21 protein-coding genes and 1 tRNA gene are annotated in these 16,597 nt (G+C 41.9%); 10 read left to right on the top strand and 12 right to left on the bottom strand.

The genetic code is table 11. The annotated features are described in order from the left end of the window. Window position 1 precedes the first annotated feature (1 nt). Window positions 2-535 (top strand): flavin reductase family protein, encoded by a 534-nt coding sequence (locus H8698_RS07990; RefSeq protein WP_249312552.1) that lies wholly within the window; start codon window positions 2-4, stop codon window positions 533-535. Between the two features lie 262 nt (window positions 536-797). Here the strand turns inward: H8698_RS07990 and H8698_RS07995 are convergent, their stop codons facing one another. The 4 genes from H8698_RS07995 to H8698_RS08010 all read right to left on the bottom strand — a co-directional run bounded on the left by H8698_RS07995 (window position 798) and on the right by H8698_RS08010 (window position 2,137). Then, entirely contained in the window at window positions 798-992 is a 195-nt protein-coding gene (locus H8698_RS07995) for a hypothetical protein (protein WP_249312558.1), read from the bottom strand. 99 nt (window positions 993-1,091) lie between these two features. Next, window positions 1,092-1,472 (bottom strand): hypothetical protein, encoded by a 381-nt coding sequence (locus H8698_RS08000; RefSeq protein ID WP_249312566.1) that lies wholly within the window; start codon window positions 1,470-1,472, stop codon window positions 1,092-1,094. Then, on the bottom strand, window positions 1,472-1,729 hold the full coding sequence (locus H8698_RS08005) for a hypothetical protein (RefSeq protein ID WP_249312570.1): 258 nt from the start codon (window positions 1,727-1,729) through the stop codon (window positions 1,472-1,474). The genes H8698_RS08000 and H8698_RS08005 overlap by 1 nt, the downstream gene beginning before the upstream one ends. A 132-nt stretch (window positions 1,730-1,861) precedes the next feature. Then, entirely contained in the window at window positions 1,862-2,137 is a 276-nt protein-coding gene (locus tag H8698_RS08010) for a hypothetical protein (RefSeq protein WP_249312574.1), read from the bottom strand. A 233-nt stretch (window positions 2,138-2,370) separates the two neighbouring features. Between H8698_RS08010 and H8698_RS08015 the strand changes: the two genes are divergently transcribed. The 4 genes from H8698_RS08015 (at window position 2,371) to H8698_RS08030 (ending at window position 4,117) form a co-directional block, all read left to right on the top strand. Further along, window positions 2,371-2,550, top strand: coding sequence for an antitoxin (locus H8698_RS08015; RefSeq protein ID WP_249312581.1), 180 nt, complete (start codon window positions 2,371-2,373; stop codon window positions 2,548-2,550). Between the two features lie 51 nt (window positions 2,551-2,601). Further along, window positions 2,602-3,375: a Fic family protein gene (locus tag H8698_RS08020; RefSeq protein WP_249312588.1), complete on the top strand. Its 774-nt coding sequence runs from the start codon at window positions 2,602-2,604 to the stop codon at window positions 3,373-3,375. A 163-nt stretch (window positions 3,376-3,538) separates the two neighbouring features. Further along, window positions 3,539-3,760, top strand: a complete 222-nt coding sequence (locus H8698_RS08025) for a type II toxin-antitoxin system HicA family toxin (RefSeq protein ID WP_249312592.1) — start codon at window positions 3,539-3,541, stop codon at window positions 3,758-3,760. 12 nt (window positions 3,761-3,772) lie between these two features. Next, entirely contained in the window at window positions 3,773-4,117 is a 345-nt protein-coding gene (locus H8698_RS08030; protein WP_249312598.1) for a toxin-antitoxin system HicB family antitoxin, read from the top strand. Between the two features lie 1,123 nt (window positions 4,118-5,240). On the opposite strand, the gene H8698_RS08035 is transcribed toward H8698_RS08030, so the two are convergent. From H8698_RS08035 to H8698_RS08055, 5 genes are all read right to left on the bottom strand, one after another. Further along, the gene (locus tag H8698_RS08035) at window positions 5,241-5,996 is read right to left on the bottom strand and encodes a sigma-70 family RNA polymerase sigma factor (RefSeq protein ID WP_249312613.1); all 756 of its coding nucleotides are present in this window, start codon (window positions 5,994-5,996) and stop codon (window positions 5,241-5,243) included. Between the two features lie 105 nt (window positions 5,997-6,101). Continuing rightward, window positions 6,102-6,878: an ATP-binding protein gene (locus H8698_RS08040; protein WP_249312623.1), complete on the bottom strand. Its 777-nt coding sequence runs from the start codon at window positions 6,876-6,878 to the stop codon at window positions 6,102-6,104. Between the two features lie 21 nt (window positions 6,879-6,899). Beyond that, window positions 6,900-7,706 (bottom strand): phage replisome organizer N-terminal domain-containing protein, encoded by an 807-nt coding sequence (locus tag H8698_RS08045; protein ID WP_249312626.1) that lies wholly within the window; start codon window positions 7,704-7,706, stop codon window positions 6,900-6,902. 13 nt (window positions 7,707-7,719) lie between these two features. Beyond that, window positions 7,720-7,962, bottom strand: coding sequence for a helix-turn-helix domain-containing protein (locus H8698_RS08050; protein ID WP_249312628.1), 243 nt, complete (start codon window positions 7,960-7,962; stop codon window positions 7,720-7,722). Beyond that, on the bottom strand, window positions 7,959-8,144 hold the full coding sequence (locus H8698_RS08055) for a hypothetical protein (protein ID WP_249312639.1): 186 nt from the start codon (window positions 8,142-8,144) through the stop codon (window positions 7,959-7,961). The genes H8698_RS08050 and H8698_RS08055 overlap by 4 nt, the downstream gene beginning before the upstream one ends. A gap of 146 nt (window positions 8,145-8,290) precedes the next feature. On the opposite strand from H8698_RS08055, the gene H8698_RS08060 reads away from it, so the two are divergent. Both H8698_RS08060 and H8698_RS08065 read left to right on the top strand, forming a co-directional pair. After that, window positions 8,291-8,908, top strand: coding sequence for a helix-turn-helix domain-containing protein (locus H8698_RS08060; RefSeq protein ID WP_249312641.1), 618 nt, complete (start codon window positions 8,291-8,293; stop codon window positions 8,906-8,908). After that, window positions 8,883-10,268, top strand: coding sequence for a tyrosine-type recombinase/integrase (locus tag H8698_RS08065; protein ID WP_249312643.1), 1,386 nt, complete (start codon window positions 8,883-8,885; stop codon window positions 10,266-10,268). The genes H8698_RS08060 and H8698_RS08065 overlap by 26 nt, the downstream gene beginning before the upstream one ends. Window positions 10,269-10,373: 105 nt before the next feature. Here the strand turns inward: H8698_RS08065 and H8698_RS08070 are convergent. Together H8698_RS08070 and H8698_RS08075 are read right to left on the bottom strand one after the other, a co-directional pair. Next, window positions 10,374-10,450: transfer RNA gene (locus H8698_RS08070), tRNA-Arg, on the bottom strand. Between the two features lie 80 nt (window positions 10,451-10,530). Then, window positions 10,531-12,333 (bottom strand): glycoside hydrolase family 127 protein, encoded by a 1,803-nt coding sequence (locus H8698_RS08075; RefSeq protein ID WP_249312647.1) that lies wholly within the window; start codon window positions 12,331-12,333, stop codon window positions 10,531-10,533. A gap of 101 nt (window positions 12,334-12,434) precedes the next feature. Here H8698_RS08075 and H8698_RS08080 point away from each other — a divergent pair, with 101 nt between their 5' ends. Next, window positions 12,435-13,211, top strand: a complete 777-nt coding sequence (locus H8698_RS08080) for a helix-turn-helix domain-containing protein (RefSeq protein WP_249312653.1) — start codon at window positions 12,435-12,437, stop codon at window positions 13,209-13,211. On the opposite strand, the gene H8698_RS08085 is transcribed toward H8698_RS08080, so the two are convergent. Beyond that, entirely contained in the window at window positions 13,208-14,062 is an 855-nt protein-coding gene (locus tag H8698_RS08085) for a polysaccharide deacetylase family protein (RefSeq protein WP_249312663.1), read from the bottom strand. The genes H8698_RS08080 and H8698_RS08085 overlap by 4 nt on opposite strands. A gap of 95 nt (window positions 14,063-14,157) precedes the next feature. Here H8698_RS08085 and H8698_RS08090 point away from each other — a divergent pair, with 95 nt between their 5' ends. Together H8698_RS08090 and H8698_RS08095 are read left to right on the top strand one after the other, a co-directional pair. Continuing rightward, window positions 14,158-15,204: a M23 family metallopeptidase gene (locus H8698_RS08090; RefSeq protein ID WP_249312675.1), complete on the top strand. Its 1,047-nt coding sequence runs from the start codon at window positions 14,158-14,160 to the stop codon at window positions 15,202-15,204. 73 nt (window positions 15,205-15,277) lie between these two features. Then, window positions 15,278-16,564 carry a glycosyltransferase gene (locus H8698_RS08095; protein ID WP_249312684.1) on the top strand — a complete coding sequence of 429 codons (1,287 nt, stop codon included), beginning with the start codon at window positions 15,278-15,280 and terminating at the stop codon, window positions 16,562-16,564. Window positions 16,565-16,597 lie beyond the last annotated feature (33 nt).

Below are 16,597 nucleotides of genomic sequence, written 5' to 3' on the forward strand. Positions count from 1 at the left end.
CATGAAACGGGAAATTAACGTTTTTAACCATGCAGCAGAAATTATGAACGCGGTCAAAAACGGTGTTTTAATCACCACAAAATCAGGGGACAAGGTTAATTCCATGACCATTTCCTGGGGGATGCTGGGCATAGAATGGAACAGGCCTGTTTTTATCACCTTTGTGCGGGAAAGCCGGTTTACAAAAGAAATGTTAGATGAAAGCATGAATTTCACGGTGAACATTCCTTTCGGCGAATTTGACAAAAGAATCGTGAGCTTTTGCGGCGCACATTCCGGCAGGGATGTTGACAAGGCAAAAGCACTGAATTTGACAATGCTCCCGTCAGACAGCATTCCGTCGCCCGCCGTAGCGGAACTGCCGCTTACCTTAGAATGCAATGTGATATACCGCCAGATGCAGGATAAAAATGCAATACCCACATCTGTTAAAGCAGATTTTTATCCCGCAGGCGAAGACCGCCATGCGCACGATAATCAGGATTTCCACATTGCATATTATGGCGAAATTGTAAAGGCATATATCATAGAATAAATGATTAATACAGACATAAAAAAGGGACGCATTATGCGTCCCTTTTTTGGCGCGCCATGAGAGATTCGAACTCCCGACCTTTTGGTTCGTAGTTGAGTTTCGTTCTTTTTGTAACGTGTAGTAATATCTTGAAAACCGCTATATTATCGCATTTTTGCAAAATGGTATTTATTAACATATTGCTGTTTATGGCGATTTTAAGTAGCAAATAAGTAGCAAAATTTAGCCCAAAAAAGGAGCTGCGAAAGCTCCGATTTTTGAATTAAAACCCTCTATAGTCCCGGTTTAAATATCTATGTATTGCTTTTGCTGTTTGAGAAGCTGTTTTAGGCGCAAAACCTACCTTGTACATCTTTTTAAAATCAATAGCGGGAAATTTATCTACATTGAGGCCGACAATATTTAACGTGCCTTTTAAGCTTTTATTTACTTCCTGTATCCATGTTCTATAAGTCATTATAATTTCAATCCTTTCTATTTTGTTACTGCAATACATACACAGTCCAACAAATCGCAGCCATAACGACCATGCAAAACGTTCCGAAATCAAACTTATTCATGCTACTTCGTCCTTTCCGTCCAAACCCTCTAAATATTTGCCGATTGCTTCGACTTCAGAACCTTCTGCTTTACTGAGTGAGGGGGCGTTCGCGTCAGAAGCTTCCGCTATCTCCTTGGGACTGCCGAGTATCTCTTTAAGCGACATGGCAAGTTCAATCCCCTGCGCAATTCCGCACTGGTGAGCGCTGAATGCTAAATCAAGGGCCATACTTTCCAATGCGAATAATGCCTCTTTGAGTTCCGGGCCAACCGTTTTAGATATTTCCGACACAGAACCCTTGAATAATGCTTCCAGCTTCTTTTTGCGTGTAGTTTCATAGAGTTCCATATTATCAGCGTAAACAATGCTGTCATATATTTTTGTTGTGGTTTTCATTATCTTTCGTCCTTTCTATGTTTTTTCAGTTCTTCAAGGTCTTTTGCTCGCGATAGCGCCGTTAATGTATAGTCGCCTACAATATCACATAAAACTTTTGCATGGCGAAAATCTAATACTATGCCGTCACGCTGTGTTTTGGGGTCAAGTGCGAAAAATTCATCCAGTTGCCCATAAATAAACAAGGCCTTTTTCAAATCTTCATTAATATCGCATATTGTGTCAATCGTTCTTGCCGTTATTACATTGTCTGTCATTTTTTATTCTCCTTTCGTTAATTTATTCTTGACAATTTCGGACGGCTACCGTATAATTAAATTGTAACCATCCTTTCAACTGATGGGTGTTACACTGCCTTTACAAATCGTGACTTTGTAAGGGCTTTTTCTTTACGCGATTGTGAATCGTGTTGTGATGTTGTCCTTTACAAATGCAGAGTATAAATCCTTGTGTGCTTCCTTAAATGCCTTTGTGTCGAACCGGCTTGATTTTACCGTTTTATAGCGGATTTTATATTCACCGGTTATAATTTCATCTGTCCCCCTTTCTGACATTTCAGCCTTGATTTTGTCCTTGATAGCTTCCATTTCAGCTGCTATTTCCTCGGACATACGTTGCAGTTCCTTAAAATCTTTAATGTTCTTTTCAATGTTCATTGTTGACATTGTAGTCAACCTCCTTTTAAATTAATTTTGTTGTTCTCCTTGTCTGTGATTACATTATAACATCTAACGTTAGATATGTCAATTGGTAAATATGCATAATCTTACGGTAGATATTTTGTGCAATCTTACGGTAGATTTTTGTTGAGAAACATGTTATAATTATATTAAATATGGTAAAGCAAAAACTTTGGATTTAAACGCCGCTAATATTAATAAAATAGGAGATGATTATAATGATTAAAAATTCAACGGATTACAAAAGAAAATTTAATGCCGAAAAATATGATAGATTGGAAATAACTGTCCCCAAAGGCAAAAAGGCTGTAATAAAAGACTTTGCAGAAAAGCAGAATAAGTCTGTGAATGGATTTGTTAATGAGGCGATAGACGAAAAAATGGAACGGGATAATTAATGGACGAACTTCGTTATGTAAAAGTTCTCATACTCGAAAGGAAATGATGGCATGGATTTAGCTATACTGAAACAGAAAAAGGAATTTGTAAATGCAAATATGCATACACTCTCGCAGGCGGCGCAGGAAAACTATGCTACAGCTTTTGACATAGAATATACGCACAATTCAACCGCTATTGAAGGGAACACCCTTACGTTAATGGAAACCAAACTGCTGATTGAAGATAAATTGTCGGTTGGCGGTAAAGATTTAAGAGAAATTTATGAAGTAGTCAACCATAATAAGGCTTTTTCATACATTTCAAAAAAGGTTTTGAAAAAAGACCCTCTTGATGAGAAAATAATTAAAGATATACATGCTTTGCTTATGGAAAATATCATAGTAGGCGGCGTTTACAGAAACGTTGAGGTATATATCAGCGGTGCGCAGCACACACCGCCGGCGCCGCTTGAAATGTACGGACAAATTAAAAACTTTTATATGGATTTGGCGCAAAAAAAAGATATTGAACCGATTGAACTTGCCGCGTGGACACATGCAGAGTTTGTTAAAATTCATCCTTTTATCGACGGCAACGGGCGCACGTCAAGACTGATTATGAATTATCAGCTTATGTCCGGCGGCTATTTGCCTGTGTCTATTCCAAAAGAGGAACGTCTTAAGTATTTTGAGTGCTTAGAAAGTTATGCTTTAAAAGGCGATTTAAACATGTTTATCTCTTTGATAGCGGAACTTGAAGAAAAAAGACTTGATACTTACATCGAAGCCATTAAAAACAGCACCGGAATAGATTTTTGTGTAAATTCACAACTGAACACATAAAAAAACAAATTCAAAGCGACTTTTGCTAATGAGGTTTTGGCGAGGTTCCTGTTGAGGTTTGTTAAGGTTGTCTTTATTTTTAGTTTTTCGCGATAATAGATTTAGATGGCTATTGACAAATGGTACTAAATATGGTACTATAAATGTGTAAGGCGGTGAGAGAATGGCGACAGTGGAGAAAATCATTGAAAAAATGAAGCGACAGCCAAACGGCATCAGGGTATCGGAATTGGACAGGGTGCTGAACGCTTACGGGTACCGGTTAGACCGTCAAAAAGGCTCTCACAGACAATATATCAATCAAATAGGTGATGTAATAACAATTAAGGACGAAACGCCATTAAAGGCCGTATATGTCAAAGACGTTTTGCGTAGAATAGAATAGGAGCGTGATTTTATGACCGTAAAAGACTATTTAGAGTTGCCATACAATATCGTTATCAAAAAAATAAAAGATGAAAGCGGAACATATTACCATGCTGCCGTTCTGGAGCTTGACGGCTGTCAAAGCACCGGAGATACTTATGGCGAAGCATACAGCGGTATTTTAGAGGCTATGGAGGGTTATATTGAAACAAAGCTCGAAAATGGTTTTGATGTACCTGTGCCATTAGATACGGATAAATATAGCGGTAAGTTTGTCGTGCGAATGCCGAAGTCGCTCCATCAACGTTTAGCCATGGAGGCATCTCAAGAGGGTGTGTCTTTGAACCAGTATGCACTTTATAAACTCAGTCATTAATCAGAGCGCTTCGGCGCTCTTTTTTTGACTTGATAACGATTCGTAATGGAGTTTGTCATCTGCAACAATTAAGAAATTAAATCTTAACAATTCCTAACATTTGAAAACACGCAAACATGATAATATATTACCGTGTTCAGGTTTTTTCAGGTTCTGTTCTCCGCTATATAGCGGTCTGTATAGTTTTTTATAAGTCCGCAAAATATGTCCGGGGAGTTTACAATATTATATTGATTTCTCAAACATTTAAAACATGTCAAAATGTTGTATATTTTAAGGCTTTGAACATAGAAATGGGGGTACTGTTTCGGTGTGTAGAGATTTTAGAGGCCCTAAAAGGGTGACTGACTGTAAAAAGTAATCCGGAGATTTCGGAGGCCCTAAAAAGAAAAGTATTGCGAGATTTGCGAGGCCCTAAAAAGGGGTCGCAAAACTGGACGCCCTTGGTAAGGTTTTGGTAATGTGAAAAGCTGGCGTCGCATTTTGCTACTCCATCAAAAAGCATATTTTCGGTAATAACCAAATCGGTTAGCACTGAATACAGAAAAAGCCGAAGTCAAAGCGACTTCCGCTAATTAGATTTTGGTAAGGATGGGGTAACGAAACAGTACCCCATCAAAAGCGGACAAAACAATGGAGAGATAGTTCCTGATATAAGACACCGTTCTGTTCATGGTTTCACCTTCATTTTGTAAATATCTTTTTTTATTTACACTTTCAAAAACGGCTCAAACCCTTGCTACATAAGGCTTTGCGGGTTTTTATCTTTTGTAAACGTAAATAACTTTGCTTAAGAGTATATTTTTTCATTTTTGAAAGTCTATATATATTTACATATTTACACTTTAAGATATTGTTAGTAATAATAAGGGTTTAGGCCGTAAATTACGGTGTAAATAAGTGTAAACAAGTATTGTTTTTATGCAACCCATAGTTACATTAATACGGCAGCCCGTTTTTTGTAGACTTGGGGAAAATACTCGGAATAATGAATGCAACCCAATACCTGGGTTTTATAGCGGTCTATTTGCTCTGTTTTTAGTACTTATTTGCGTTTTTGCAGAAAACTAATAAGGTTTAGCATATCAAAGAAAAATCGAATATGGGCAAAAATAGAGCGGTTTTAAATGGTTGTGTCTTTTCTGTGGATTCTGTCGTAAAAATGATTGTTTTCTTTTTGCTCCATTTTCAGAACCGCCCATTCAACGCTGCTGGTGTTGGTATGCTTGAATTCAGTGAATCCGCTATGGTATATGGAGCGGTCAATGACGTATTCGCGATACGAGTGCAGTTTTTTATGTTTGGGGTTTCTTAAATGTCTAAGGGCCTTCACTCTTATCTGCCGTATTCTCTCTCCGTTTACGCTGTATTTTCGGCCTATTTCAGCCAAAGTCTTTTCCGCAACAAAAACATCACACAGAATATCATACATCATATCGCCGTTGTTTTCGCCCTTCAGCGCGTCTTTTACAAGCCCGAACACTTTGTTCATGTCAGCGTTATAAATTGTGCTGTCCTCAAATTCTGCCGCTTCGTCCGGGAGCATGTCGGCCTTTGTGGTTTCACCGTCTTCATCTATGGGAGAATCCAGCACGCACAGGTCACGGCGGTTTTTATCACGCTTGACATATCTTGAAAAGTGCCATTTCAAAGAATTGGAAAGGTATGTAACAAACTGATAGCCGCTATCTTCCTTGTAGCTGTCAACGGCCTTTAAAAGCACAAAATAAGCCTCCTGCATAAGGTCGTCTGTTTCATACCCCAACCGCTCAAACGGCCGGCAATTACGGAAAATAATGCCGCTGTTCTGCGTGTAAAGCTGCTCGATAGCGGATAGGTCCCCCTTTTTGGCTGAAATTACAAGCTGTTCGTTTGTCAATATAAAGCCCCCTAACTACTTGCAAAAACCATTTGACTGTGGTAAACTGATTATGTTGGCTGGGGGCTTGGGCTTGACTGCGGTATTTGTTTACTGTGGCAGGCCTTAGCTCTTTTCTTTTCCGCGGTGACTTTCGCCGGTGATTATCACAGGCAATTTACACATGTCTTTTATTCTGTCATATGTACGTTCTCCAAATGCGGATTTTAATTCTTCAACGCTCAAATTTGTAGAAATTACAGTTGGTTTTTCGTTTATGTATCTATGGTCTAAAATTCTGTAAAATAAATCCTGATTCCATTCAGTGGTTCTTGTTACGCCGAAATCATCTAAAATCAGGACGGCTGTATTTTTGCAAATTGTTTCAAAATCTGTAGCCGTATTATCGACCATTCTTTCTTTTACTCCGGCGATTAAGTCTGTACACCTTATATATTTGCACGGCGGCGTAATGTTACCAAAACCGCCTAACGGGACAAATTGACGCGCGATATTCTCATCAATCGCACAATTATCTATCATTCTGTTGATAATAGCGGCCGATATATGTGTTTTCCCTGTTCCGACAGTTCCAGCCATCACAAACCACAGACCGGTATTGCTATAGTCCTTGTCTGCAAATTCGGTGCTTAAGCTTTTGCATATTGCTTCGTCATTGTTTCGCGGCTCAAAGTTGTCAAACGTTTTTTCAATATAACCAATTGGGAGACCGCTTAATTTACGCATGTGTTCCCGCGCTCTAATTGTACCGGTTGCAAGCTCCTTTTCTTTTTGCTCGTAATAACATACGCATGTTCTTTGAATTACTTTGCAAATAGGCGTAGGCTGAAAGTATTCCAATTGTCTGCCGCAGTTCGGGCAATATTCTACATTTCCGTTCATGTTAACATCTCCTTAAAACGGTTAAACCCATTCTCTTGTTTTAAATTTATCATATTGGGTGTGTCCCTGTTCCGGCTTAACAGATGTTCCTTTGTCCTGTGCCTTTGATAACCACGCTGTAATAAATGCGCTGATGCCGCGGTTTGTTTTGCGCTTTTTGGGATTGCTTTCAAGCCAGCCCTGCATTTTCCGTAATTCTTGCAAAACATCTACTGCCGGATACAGTTCTTTCCAGTGGTCTATTTGTGGTTGGCTGATGTGATGAAAAGATTTGTCATTTAACACCAAAGAAAGGACCGGCGAAGGCTCCGGCTTGGAGCCTGCACAAGCAGCTCCGAGCAATATGTTTTCTCTATTCTCTTTCTTATCTTCTTCTATATCTTTATCTGGGGTGTTTACGTTTTGTTTACGTAAATGTTTACGTGAATCATTACACTCTGCAAGTTGCTTCTGTTTGGCTCTATATTCGCGTTGATATAGCTTCGAATATTCTTTTCGCGCTTCAATCTGTTCGATACTTTGATGTTTTCCCCAGTTTGGAATTGTAATAACGCCGTCAACAATTTCAATCATTCCAAATTCTTCAAATGTTTTTAGTGCCAGTTTAACAGTAGATTCTTTTCTTCTGAAGATTGTTGCCAGCATTTTGTCTGTACACGCAATTTGGTTTGACATCATGAACACGCCGCTGTTGTTTTGTTTTCCTGCAAGACATAACAGCTTAAACCAAATTACAATAATGCTGTCAGCGTCCGGCAAACTTTCAATCAAAAGTATTTTTTCATCGTCAAAAATATCCGTGACAATTTTTATCCATTTTACACCCATGTGCGTCACCTCACTAAACCACGCGCCGGATTGGGCTTTTGTCAAAACATGTATTGATATCGGCTTTTGGTTCGCTTAGAAACTCAAGGAATTTATCGAAGTTTATCAGCGTTTTATTTCCGGCCTTTACAAAGACAATCTGGCCGCTGTTTACCAAATCCCGCAAATAATATTCTGTAATAGCGGTTTGCGGGTCAATGTGCTTTAGTTCCGCTATGGTTTCTTTAATCGTCCTCATTCTGGGCGGTGTGCTCATGCCTCTTCACGCTCCTTTACTAAATCCGCTATAATTTGCCTTACTTTTGCTTTTTGTTCCGGTGTGAACTCGCGGCGAAGCTTCTTACTGAATGTTACATCATTGCACCCGAAGCGCTCCGCTATTTGCCAAAGCTTTAGATTTGCGGCCTTCACTTCTTCTCTGATGTCCAAATTTTTCATTTTTTTCCTCTCCTTTTTTATTATTCTTATTGACTTTAAATATCAATTATGTTATGATTCAATTATACCATAACAATAATAAACAATCAAGTGTTTTGTTATGATTTTATTTTCGAATAACAAATTCGTTAAACTGGAGGGGCGAAATGAGTGATAATATAAAAAAAATGATTGGCGAAAGAATTGGACTTGCCTTGAAAAATGCTGACAAAAAACAAAAAGAATTGGCTCAATATTTAAATATTTCAGATAACACAGTATCTTATTTTGTAAACGGCAGTAGGACACCGAATACGGAACAGATTATAAAAATAGCGGATTTTCTTAATGTTTCTGCTGATTATTTATTGTGCCGGACGAACGTAGCAAAAGCAGATATGATACTGCAAACTATAGCGAAGGAAACAGGACTAAGTGAAAGAGCAATTGAACGTATATTAGAATTGAAGCAAGATAAAAATGATACATTAAATTTGTTTCTTTCCTGTGGTTTAACACATGAATTTTTTGAAGAATTTAAAGAACTAATTATAGTCCAAAAGATGTTGAATACCAGACGGACAGTAAAATTTTTTGAAGTTTCAGAAGAAGAATTCGAAACAAATTTTCATGAAAACAATGATTACAATTATTCAATTATAAACATGGAAGATAAGCTAAATCTGAAGTTGTTTAATATGCAAAATATTTTACTTGAAATTACAAATTATATTCTTGACGAGGTGGTGGAAGGTATAAATGGCCAGCATAACGAAACGGAATAACACATATACCATTCGCGTGTCGCTGGGCTATGACGGCCTGGGAAAACAGATACAGCGGTTTAAAACATGGAAACCCGAACCAAACATGACACCAAAGCAGATTGAAAAAGAACTGGAACGGCAAAAGGTTTTGTTTGAAGAGCAATGCAATAGCGGTTCGTTTATGGGCGGCAATATGAAATTTTCTGACTTTGCCGACTATTGGCTGAAAGAATACGCGGAGAAAGAACTGCGGCCAAAAACCATTACGGATTATAAGATATTATTAAAACGTATTAACACAGCAATCGGCCATATTCGGCTTGATAAGCTTCAGCCGCACCATATTATGAAGTTTTACAATAATCTTCGGGATGGAAATATCAGAGAGGACGTAACCTATAAAGCAAAAATTGACGCGTTGCCGCTATTAAAGAAAAAGAAATTAACCCAAGCTGCACTTGCGGAAAAATCAGGCATTTCTATTAATACGGTTCAGAATTATGTACACGGTGTTTGCGTGTCTGAACAATCCGCCTTAAAAATAGCAGCCGCTTTGAAAATGCCGCATGAAAAAATATTTATAGCATCAGAAAACAAAAATAAACCACTCGCGCCAAAAACGATATCCAATTATCACAGGTTAATTTCCGCTATACTGGAAAAGGCCGTTAAATGGCAAATATTGATGTATAACCCTTGCAGACGCGTAGAAGCGCCAAAGGTGCCGAGAAAAGAAACAAACTACCTTGATGAAGTGCAGGCAAGTAAATTGTTAAACTGTTTGGAGAGCGAACCGCTTCAATACAAAGCAATGATAACAACGCTTCTTTACTCTGGTATGCGGCGCGGCGAACTTTGTGGGCTGGAATGGGCGGATATAGACTTTGATAATAATTTGATTGATATAAACAAATCATCGTTATATTTAACCAACAGAGGGATTTTTGACGATACGACAAAGACAGAGAGTTCAAAACGTGTCATTAAAGTGCCGCAATATGCAATTGATATATTAAAGCGTCACAGCGGCGAACAATCATTACAACGGTTAAAACTGGGCGATAAATGGATAAATTCCGGCAAGGTGTTTACACAGTGGAACGGAAAGCCGATTCACCCGGACACAATATCCGGCTGGTTCGGAAAATTTTTAAAACGGCATAATTTGCCGCATATTTCCATTCATAGCTTGCGGCACACAAACGCAACGCTTTTAATAGCGGGCGGCGCAGATTTAAGAACAGTTTCAAAAAGGCTGGGACATGCCGACATGACAACAACGGCCAATATCTATACGCACGCAATCCAAAGCGCAGACGAAAGAGCGGCGCAGGTTTTAGACGCAATGCTTCCGGTTAACAATGCCAAAGCAAACTAATTTTTTTATGCCGTAAGTAGCAAATAAGTAGCAAACAGGAACAATTTACAATACTTCCATAAAAAGTAAAAACCCCACAAGTCTTGCGGCTGTGGGGTTTCTTTTTGGCGCGCCATGAGAGATTCGAACTCCCGACCTTTTGGTTCGTAGCCAAACACTCTATCCAGCTGAGCTAATGGCGCACGCGCTATTTAAAATCTGCTTTTGAAAATCAGCAAATACTATTATAGCACGTTTGTTTTAAAATTGCAAGAATTTTTTTTTAATTTATTTCTTTCACCTTGAAATAAACCAACATGTCAGACTCACCGCGGTTTGCAAAGCCAAAATAGGGAATGAATTTAATCCGTGTTTTTTCAAAAAAGTTTTCTGAATAAGGGCGGTAGAGCGCAGTAGAATTCTGAAGTTTGCGAAAGCCGTCTGTTTCAATTACGTTGGCGCCGAAAAACGGGTCAAAGGTGACTTTGGCATTTAAATTTTGGTTCACATAAAGGGCATGCAGATTTTCGCCGTTGTCAACGCTTTCGGCGCAGTAAACCAAAGGCCCAAACATCAGGGCCGCCCTGCCAATGTTGTTCTGCACGTTCAGGTTTGCCTCCACTAAGACCGGATCCATATGAAACTCTAACAAAACGGTTCCCGGATGATGAAACCGCGCATAACCGTTTTCCATGGTATATGGCGAGCTGGCTGTAAAGTTGCTGCACCAATCGGGAACACGCACACAAAGAAATTCTGCTCCCCGGTACACAATTTTTGCTTTTCCGTCTAACGGATAATTTGTGTGCGTTTCCACGTGCGCTGTGCCGTCGTCAAAGGTGCTTTCGGCCAAAATGTGCACATAGACGGACTCGCCCTCCCTGTCGTACAAAAAGCTCTCATATTCTTCAATGAAACGGTTGATATTGGGCGGACAGCAGGAGCAGTCGAACACTTCTTTGCGTTGTGTGGCAGCGTGGCGTTCTGTGCCGGCCGCATCTATGAGCCGGTTGTTTGTTTTTACATTGATTTCTAAGGGATTTTCATAGAAAAACGCCTTGCCGTCTATTGAGAGTCCGGATAAAATCCCGTTAAAAAGCGTACGCTCCAAAATATCGGCATAGACAGACTTTTTCTCTAAATCCAGCAGATTGCGGCAAAAGTAGGCCAGCGATATGGCGGCGCAGGTTTCCGCATATGCGCCCCTGTTGGGCAAGTCAAATTTTCGGGTAAAGCCTTCATACAGATTTGTGGAACCGACGCCGCCTGTAATATATAATTTATGGGAATATATATCAAAAAAGATATCCTGGCACCGCCGGGCGAGTTCGCTGTCGCCCAGCTCTTTTGCTAGGGCGCTGACGGCCGTGTATAAATAAAGGCAGCGCACACTGTGTCCGGTGGCGGTTCGCTGGGAACGAATGGGAAAATCCTGAGAGGAAGGGCAGTGGCCGTCTTTCTCGTTTGCACCGCGCTGTTCTATAAAAAACTTTGACAAAGCAAGATAGCGCGGCTCGTTTGTAGCCTGATACAGGCGAATCAGGGCGAGTTCAATTTCCTCATGGCCGGGCGTGGTGAAGGCGGCGCTGTTTTTAATGTGAAACGTTTGATCAATCAAATCTGCATAGCGCATCACAAGTTTTAAAAAACGGTCTTTTCCCGTTGCTTCATAGTAAGCCACAGCGGCCTCAATGAAGTGTCCGGCGCAGTAAAGCTCGTGATTTTCCCGCTTTGTGAACCGCATTCCCGGCTCGCACACGGTATAATAAATATTAAAATATCCGTCAGGCTGCTGGTTCGTTTCAAATTTGTCAATTAAAGACTCAATTTTTGCCTCAAGCTCCTTGTCCCTGGTTTTTGCCAAAATATAAGACGCGCCCTCCATCCATTTTGCCACATCAGAATCCCAAAAAATGTGTGGTTTTTGCTCCATCCCCTCTTCCCAGTCACAGGAAAAGGCGCCAATCCGGCCTGTGTTTTCAAATTGCTTCCAAACAGCGTGAATTGTGATTTTCCGATTCAGCTCCTGCTTTTCCCGCAGAAGTCCGCCCAATAAATTTACATTTTTATATGCGCTGTAATTCATAGCGTTCTCTCCTTTTCTTGACAACTTAACTGCTATTATCGTATAATAAACTGCAAGCACAGTCAATAGAAAAAAGCAGATGAAAGGTGTGAAAATCAGATATGTTAAAAACCGAAACCGGCAACCTTGCCTATTGCGGCGGCGGACTGTTTTTAACCGAGGTGGAATGGATTCATCCAAAGAGGGAAGAAAAAACCTATGAAATTATCTACATGGTGCGCGGTACTGCCTTTATGGAGGAGGGCGGGACGGAATTTACCCTGCAGAAAGGCGACCTGAAAATTTTGCGCCCCGGCATTGTACACAGCGGGGTTTGTAAATCGGTTACGCCCACCTCATTTTACTGGCACCACTTTAAAATATCAGGAAATATCAGCGAATTTTTGCCTGAGCGTTCTCTGTTTCAAAGCTTTTCCGGCGGCAGAATCTTTCCAGAAATTCTGCACCTGGAAAACCTGTGCGGAAAACAGGCGGCAGAGCCTGCCCTCCTGCACCTGCTTAATATTCTGAAAATTACCGTCCCTGGCCAAACCGGAAGCGAGCGGCTAGCCAACCGGGTTTATGAATATGTGCGTATCAACGCAAGCGTCCAGCTTACTGCTCAAAAAACAGCCGCTTATTTTGGCTACCACCCGGAATATCTTTCTAAAGTTGTAAAGCAAAAATTTGGAGTCGGACTAAAAAGTGTTATAGATAAATTTATTATTAATCGCGCAAATGAACTTTTAGACAACTCTGTTTATTCTGTAAAGGAAATTGCGGCAATGCTGGAATTTCGCGAGGCGAATTTGTTCATAAATTTTTATAAATATCATGAAAACACCACCCCGACGAAGTATCGCAGCAGGAACTTTAAAACCCACATGAACGCGCGCTAATTTTTGCCCTCCAAAATTTTTTCCACCGGCCGTTTGTGTTCCCGGTTAAACCGTTCCAGCTTAAAGAGGGAGGAGTCACGGCTGATTTTATTAATGCCCTCCGAGCAGGAGAGGCTCATTTTAAAGCCCATTTTTTTAATTTCCTCCTCAGACTCGCCGCAGAGGAAGCCAAAGGGATAGGTAAAACAGTCCGCATTTTTCCCCGTGTTCTGGTAAATCAAATCGCGCATCTTTTTCACATCTTCCGTGAACACCTTCTGATAGTGTTCCGTTTTCTCCCCGCGCATTTTCGAACAGCCGTTCCTGCCGCCGGAAATTTTGTGCATGTCGTAAGTATGGTTTTGAATTTCCGTGTGCGTGCTGTTGCTTAACTGATTTACATCGTCCCAGTTTAAATGGGCGTAGGAAACACACCTGTCGTTGATTTTAGAATACTCGTCCGTGTAAGAGCCAACAATGGAAACAACGGCTTTCATATCATACTTTTCCAAAAGGGGAACGGCATATTCTAAATAAGAAAGATATCCGTCGTCGAAGGTAATCATAACAGGCTTATCGGGAAGCGGCTCGCCGTCTTCGTGGTAGCGAATCAGCGTGTCTGCTGTGATGGCCGTGTAGCCGTTCTTTTTTAAATATTTTAAATCAGCTTCAAATTCGTCGGGGGAAACAACAAATTTTCCCTGCTTGCTTTTTTCTTTTAAAATGTGGTGATACATAATAATGGGCAGTTCATATTCCGCCCCGCGGGTTTCCTCCGCCAAGCAGCAGATATATGCCCCGGCGTGGAACACGCCAAATATTAAGGCAATACAAGCTGCAAATACAACAAAACGGAATAAAATTCGTTTCATGTCTGTCTTCCTTTCTTTTTTGCAAAACAAGTTATGTTTTAAATTATATTCATGCCAGGCTTGTATCAATCATATATTTCACCGAGGTGAGAATTTTGTTTGAAAAATTAAAAAGCGCAAAGCATTTTTATATCTTTTGCGGTTTGGTTACGGCGGTGTCGCTGCTCACTGCCGGATTTGTGATGGCAAACCCGCCGGAAACGATTGCAGTAGAGCAAAACCAGGAAGGCAAAGACTTTATAAAATGGGTGGATTTTAACGTGTGTTACACCGCCCTGTCAGACTGCTTAAAATATGATGTGGGCACCTACGGCACGGAAAAGCACACAAGCTGGCTGGACCTTTTGGCCTGTCTGGCGTCGAAAAACGGCGGGACGTTTTCCAGCTATAAATCGTCGGACTTAAAAAAAATTACCGACGAGCTGGAAAAGGGAACCCCGCTTACCGATATAACTGGAAAACTTAAGGCGTTTCCCTATTACCGCGAGGCCTACGAAGGAGTGTTAGGCGGTTTTGTGGGGGAATTTGAAATTGAAAAGGACGACGGAAACGGCGGTAAGGTCGTGGAGCGAAAATATGGCTTAAAAGCGTTTTCTCCCATTGCAAAGGGATACAGCTACTCCGATTTTGACGATTTCGGCTCGTCCCGTTCCTATGGTTTTAAACGAAAGCACTTGGGCCACGACATGATGGGCAGCGTGGGAACGCCGGTCATTGCAGTGGAATCCGGCTATGTGGAGTGCGTTGGCTGGAACCAATACGGCGGCTGGCGCATTGGAATCAGAAGCTTTGACAAAAAGCGGTATTATTACTACGCCCATCTGCGCAAAGACCACCCCTACAACGACATGTATGAGGGAAAAATTGTCACTGCCGGCGAGGTAATCGGCTATCTGGGTATGACGGGCTACAGCACAAAAGAAAACGTAAACAACATTAACACGCCCCACCTGCATTGGGGAATGCAGCTTATTTTTGACGAATCCCAGAAGGATGCCTTAGCAGAAATTTGGATAGATATTTACGCTATTACAAAGTTGTTAGACCAAAACAAATCGGCAGTTTACAGGCCAGAGGGCGAAAAAGAATTTTACCGCAAATACCAGATGTATGAGCCGAATATCGAGGTGTTCGCCGATTGACAAACCGGCTTTCGTTTAGTATAATAAACACAAATGATAAAGGGCGCACACAGGCGCTAAGGCGGTTTTAAAGTTGAAAGTTCTTCAAATCAACGTTTCAAATAGCGGCAGTACGGGAGCAATCGCAAACAGTATCCACAGGCGGCTGCTGCGGGACGGGGCGGAGTCCCGGTTTTTGTATGCCCGCGGCCCGAAAACGACGGAGCCGGCAGCCCCGACGCAGGCAATGGCCCCGACGCAGTCGGTGCAGACCGCGCCGGAGCGGTATGTAAACGCACTTTTGTCCCGGCTTTCCGGCCGCGTAGGCTGCTTTGGAAAAAAAAGCACGGACAGGATCTTAGAAAAAATGGAAACCTTTCACCCCGATGTGGTGCACCTGCATAACCTGCACGGATACTATGCAGACATTTTCCGCCTGCTTGAATTCTTAAAAGAACGGAAAATAAAAACGGTTCTCACGCTCCATGACGAGTTTTTGTTCACGGGCCGGTGCGCCTTTTCGGGGGACTGTGAAAAATGGCGCGTAAACAGCCCCGGCGGCATTCGCCGCTTTGAGAGCAGCAAGGCCGCTTTAAAAGAGGTTTTGCCCCCCAGCGCAGCATACAGCCCCGGCGCAGCCGGCGGCTGCGGCAATTGTCCGCGCATGGGCGAATACCCCGCCGCGCTTTTGGACAAGTCCCGCGCGCTCTGGCTGTTAAAACAACAGGTGTTTTCAGAGTTTCATACCTTAACGGTTGTTTCCCCCTCCCGGTGGCTGGCGGACAGGGCAAAAGAAAGTATTTTGTCCGGCCACCCCATTTGCGTTATCCCCAACGGCATTGAGCCGGGCACGTTCTACCCCGGGGAAAACAGCGTAAGGGACGAATATGAAATAAAAGAGGAACGCGTGGTTCTGGCGGCGGCGCAGAACATTATGAGCGGCCGCAAGGGCGGAGAATATGTGCTGAAGCTGGCGGAAACCATGCCCAAAACCCGGTTTTTAATTGTAGGCGCACAGGAAGAGGTTTTGTGCCCGCCCAACGTTACGTTGATTCCGGGAAAACAGAGCCCGGAAGAAATGGCCAACCTCTACCGCGGGGCAGATGTGTTTTTAATCACCAGCCGGGAGGATAATTTTCCTACCGTTTGCCTGGAGGCCGCGGCCTGCGGCACGCCTGTGGCAGGCTTTGCAAGCGGCGGCGCGCCGGAAACGGTTTCGCCGAAAGTCTCAAATTTTGTGCCCTTTGGCGATGTTGCCGCTTTAAAATCGGCCGTAAAAGAGCTGTTCTTGCTGGATAATAAGGAACAAAACGCAAAGCAGTTTTCAGGCGCCGCAGAGGAAATGTATCAGGCGTACCGGAGGATATATCTGTTAAATTAAGAAAGTTTTAGTTGCGAAAACGCTTGATTTGTG

Origin of the sequence: Congzhengia minquanensis (genome assembly GCF_014384785.1) — a bacterium.
Classification (GTDB): domain Bacteria; phylum Bacillota; class Clostridia; order UBA1381; family UBA9506; genus Congzhengia; species Congzhengia minquanensis.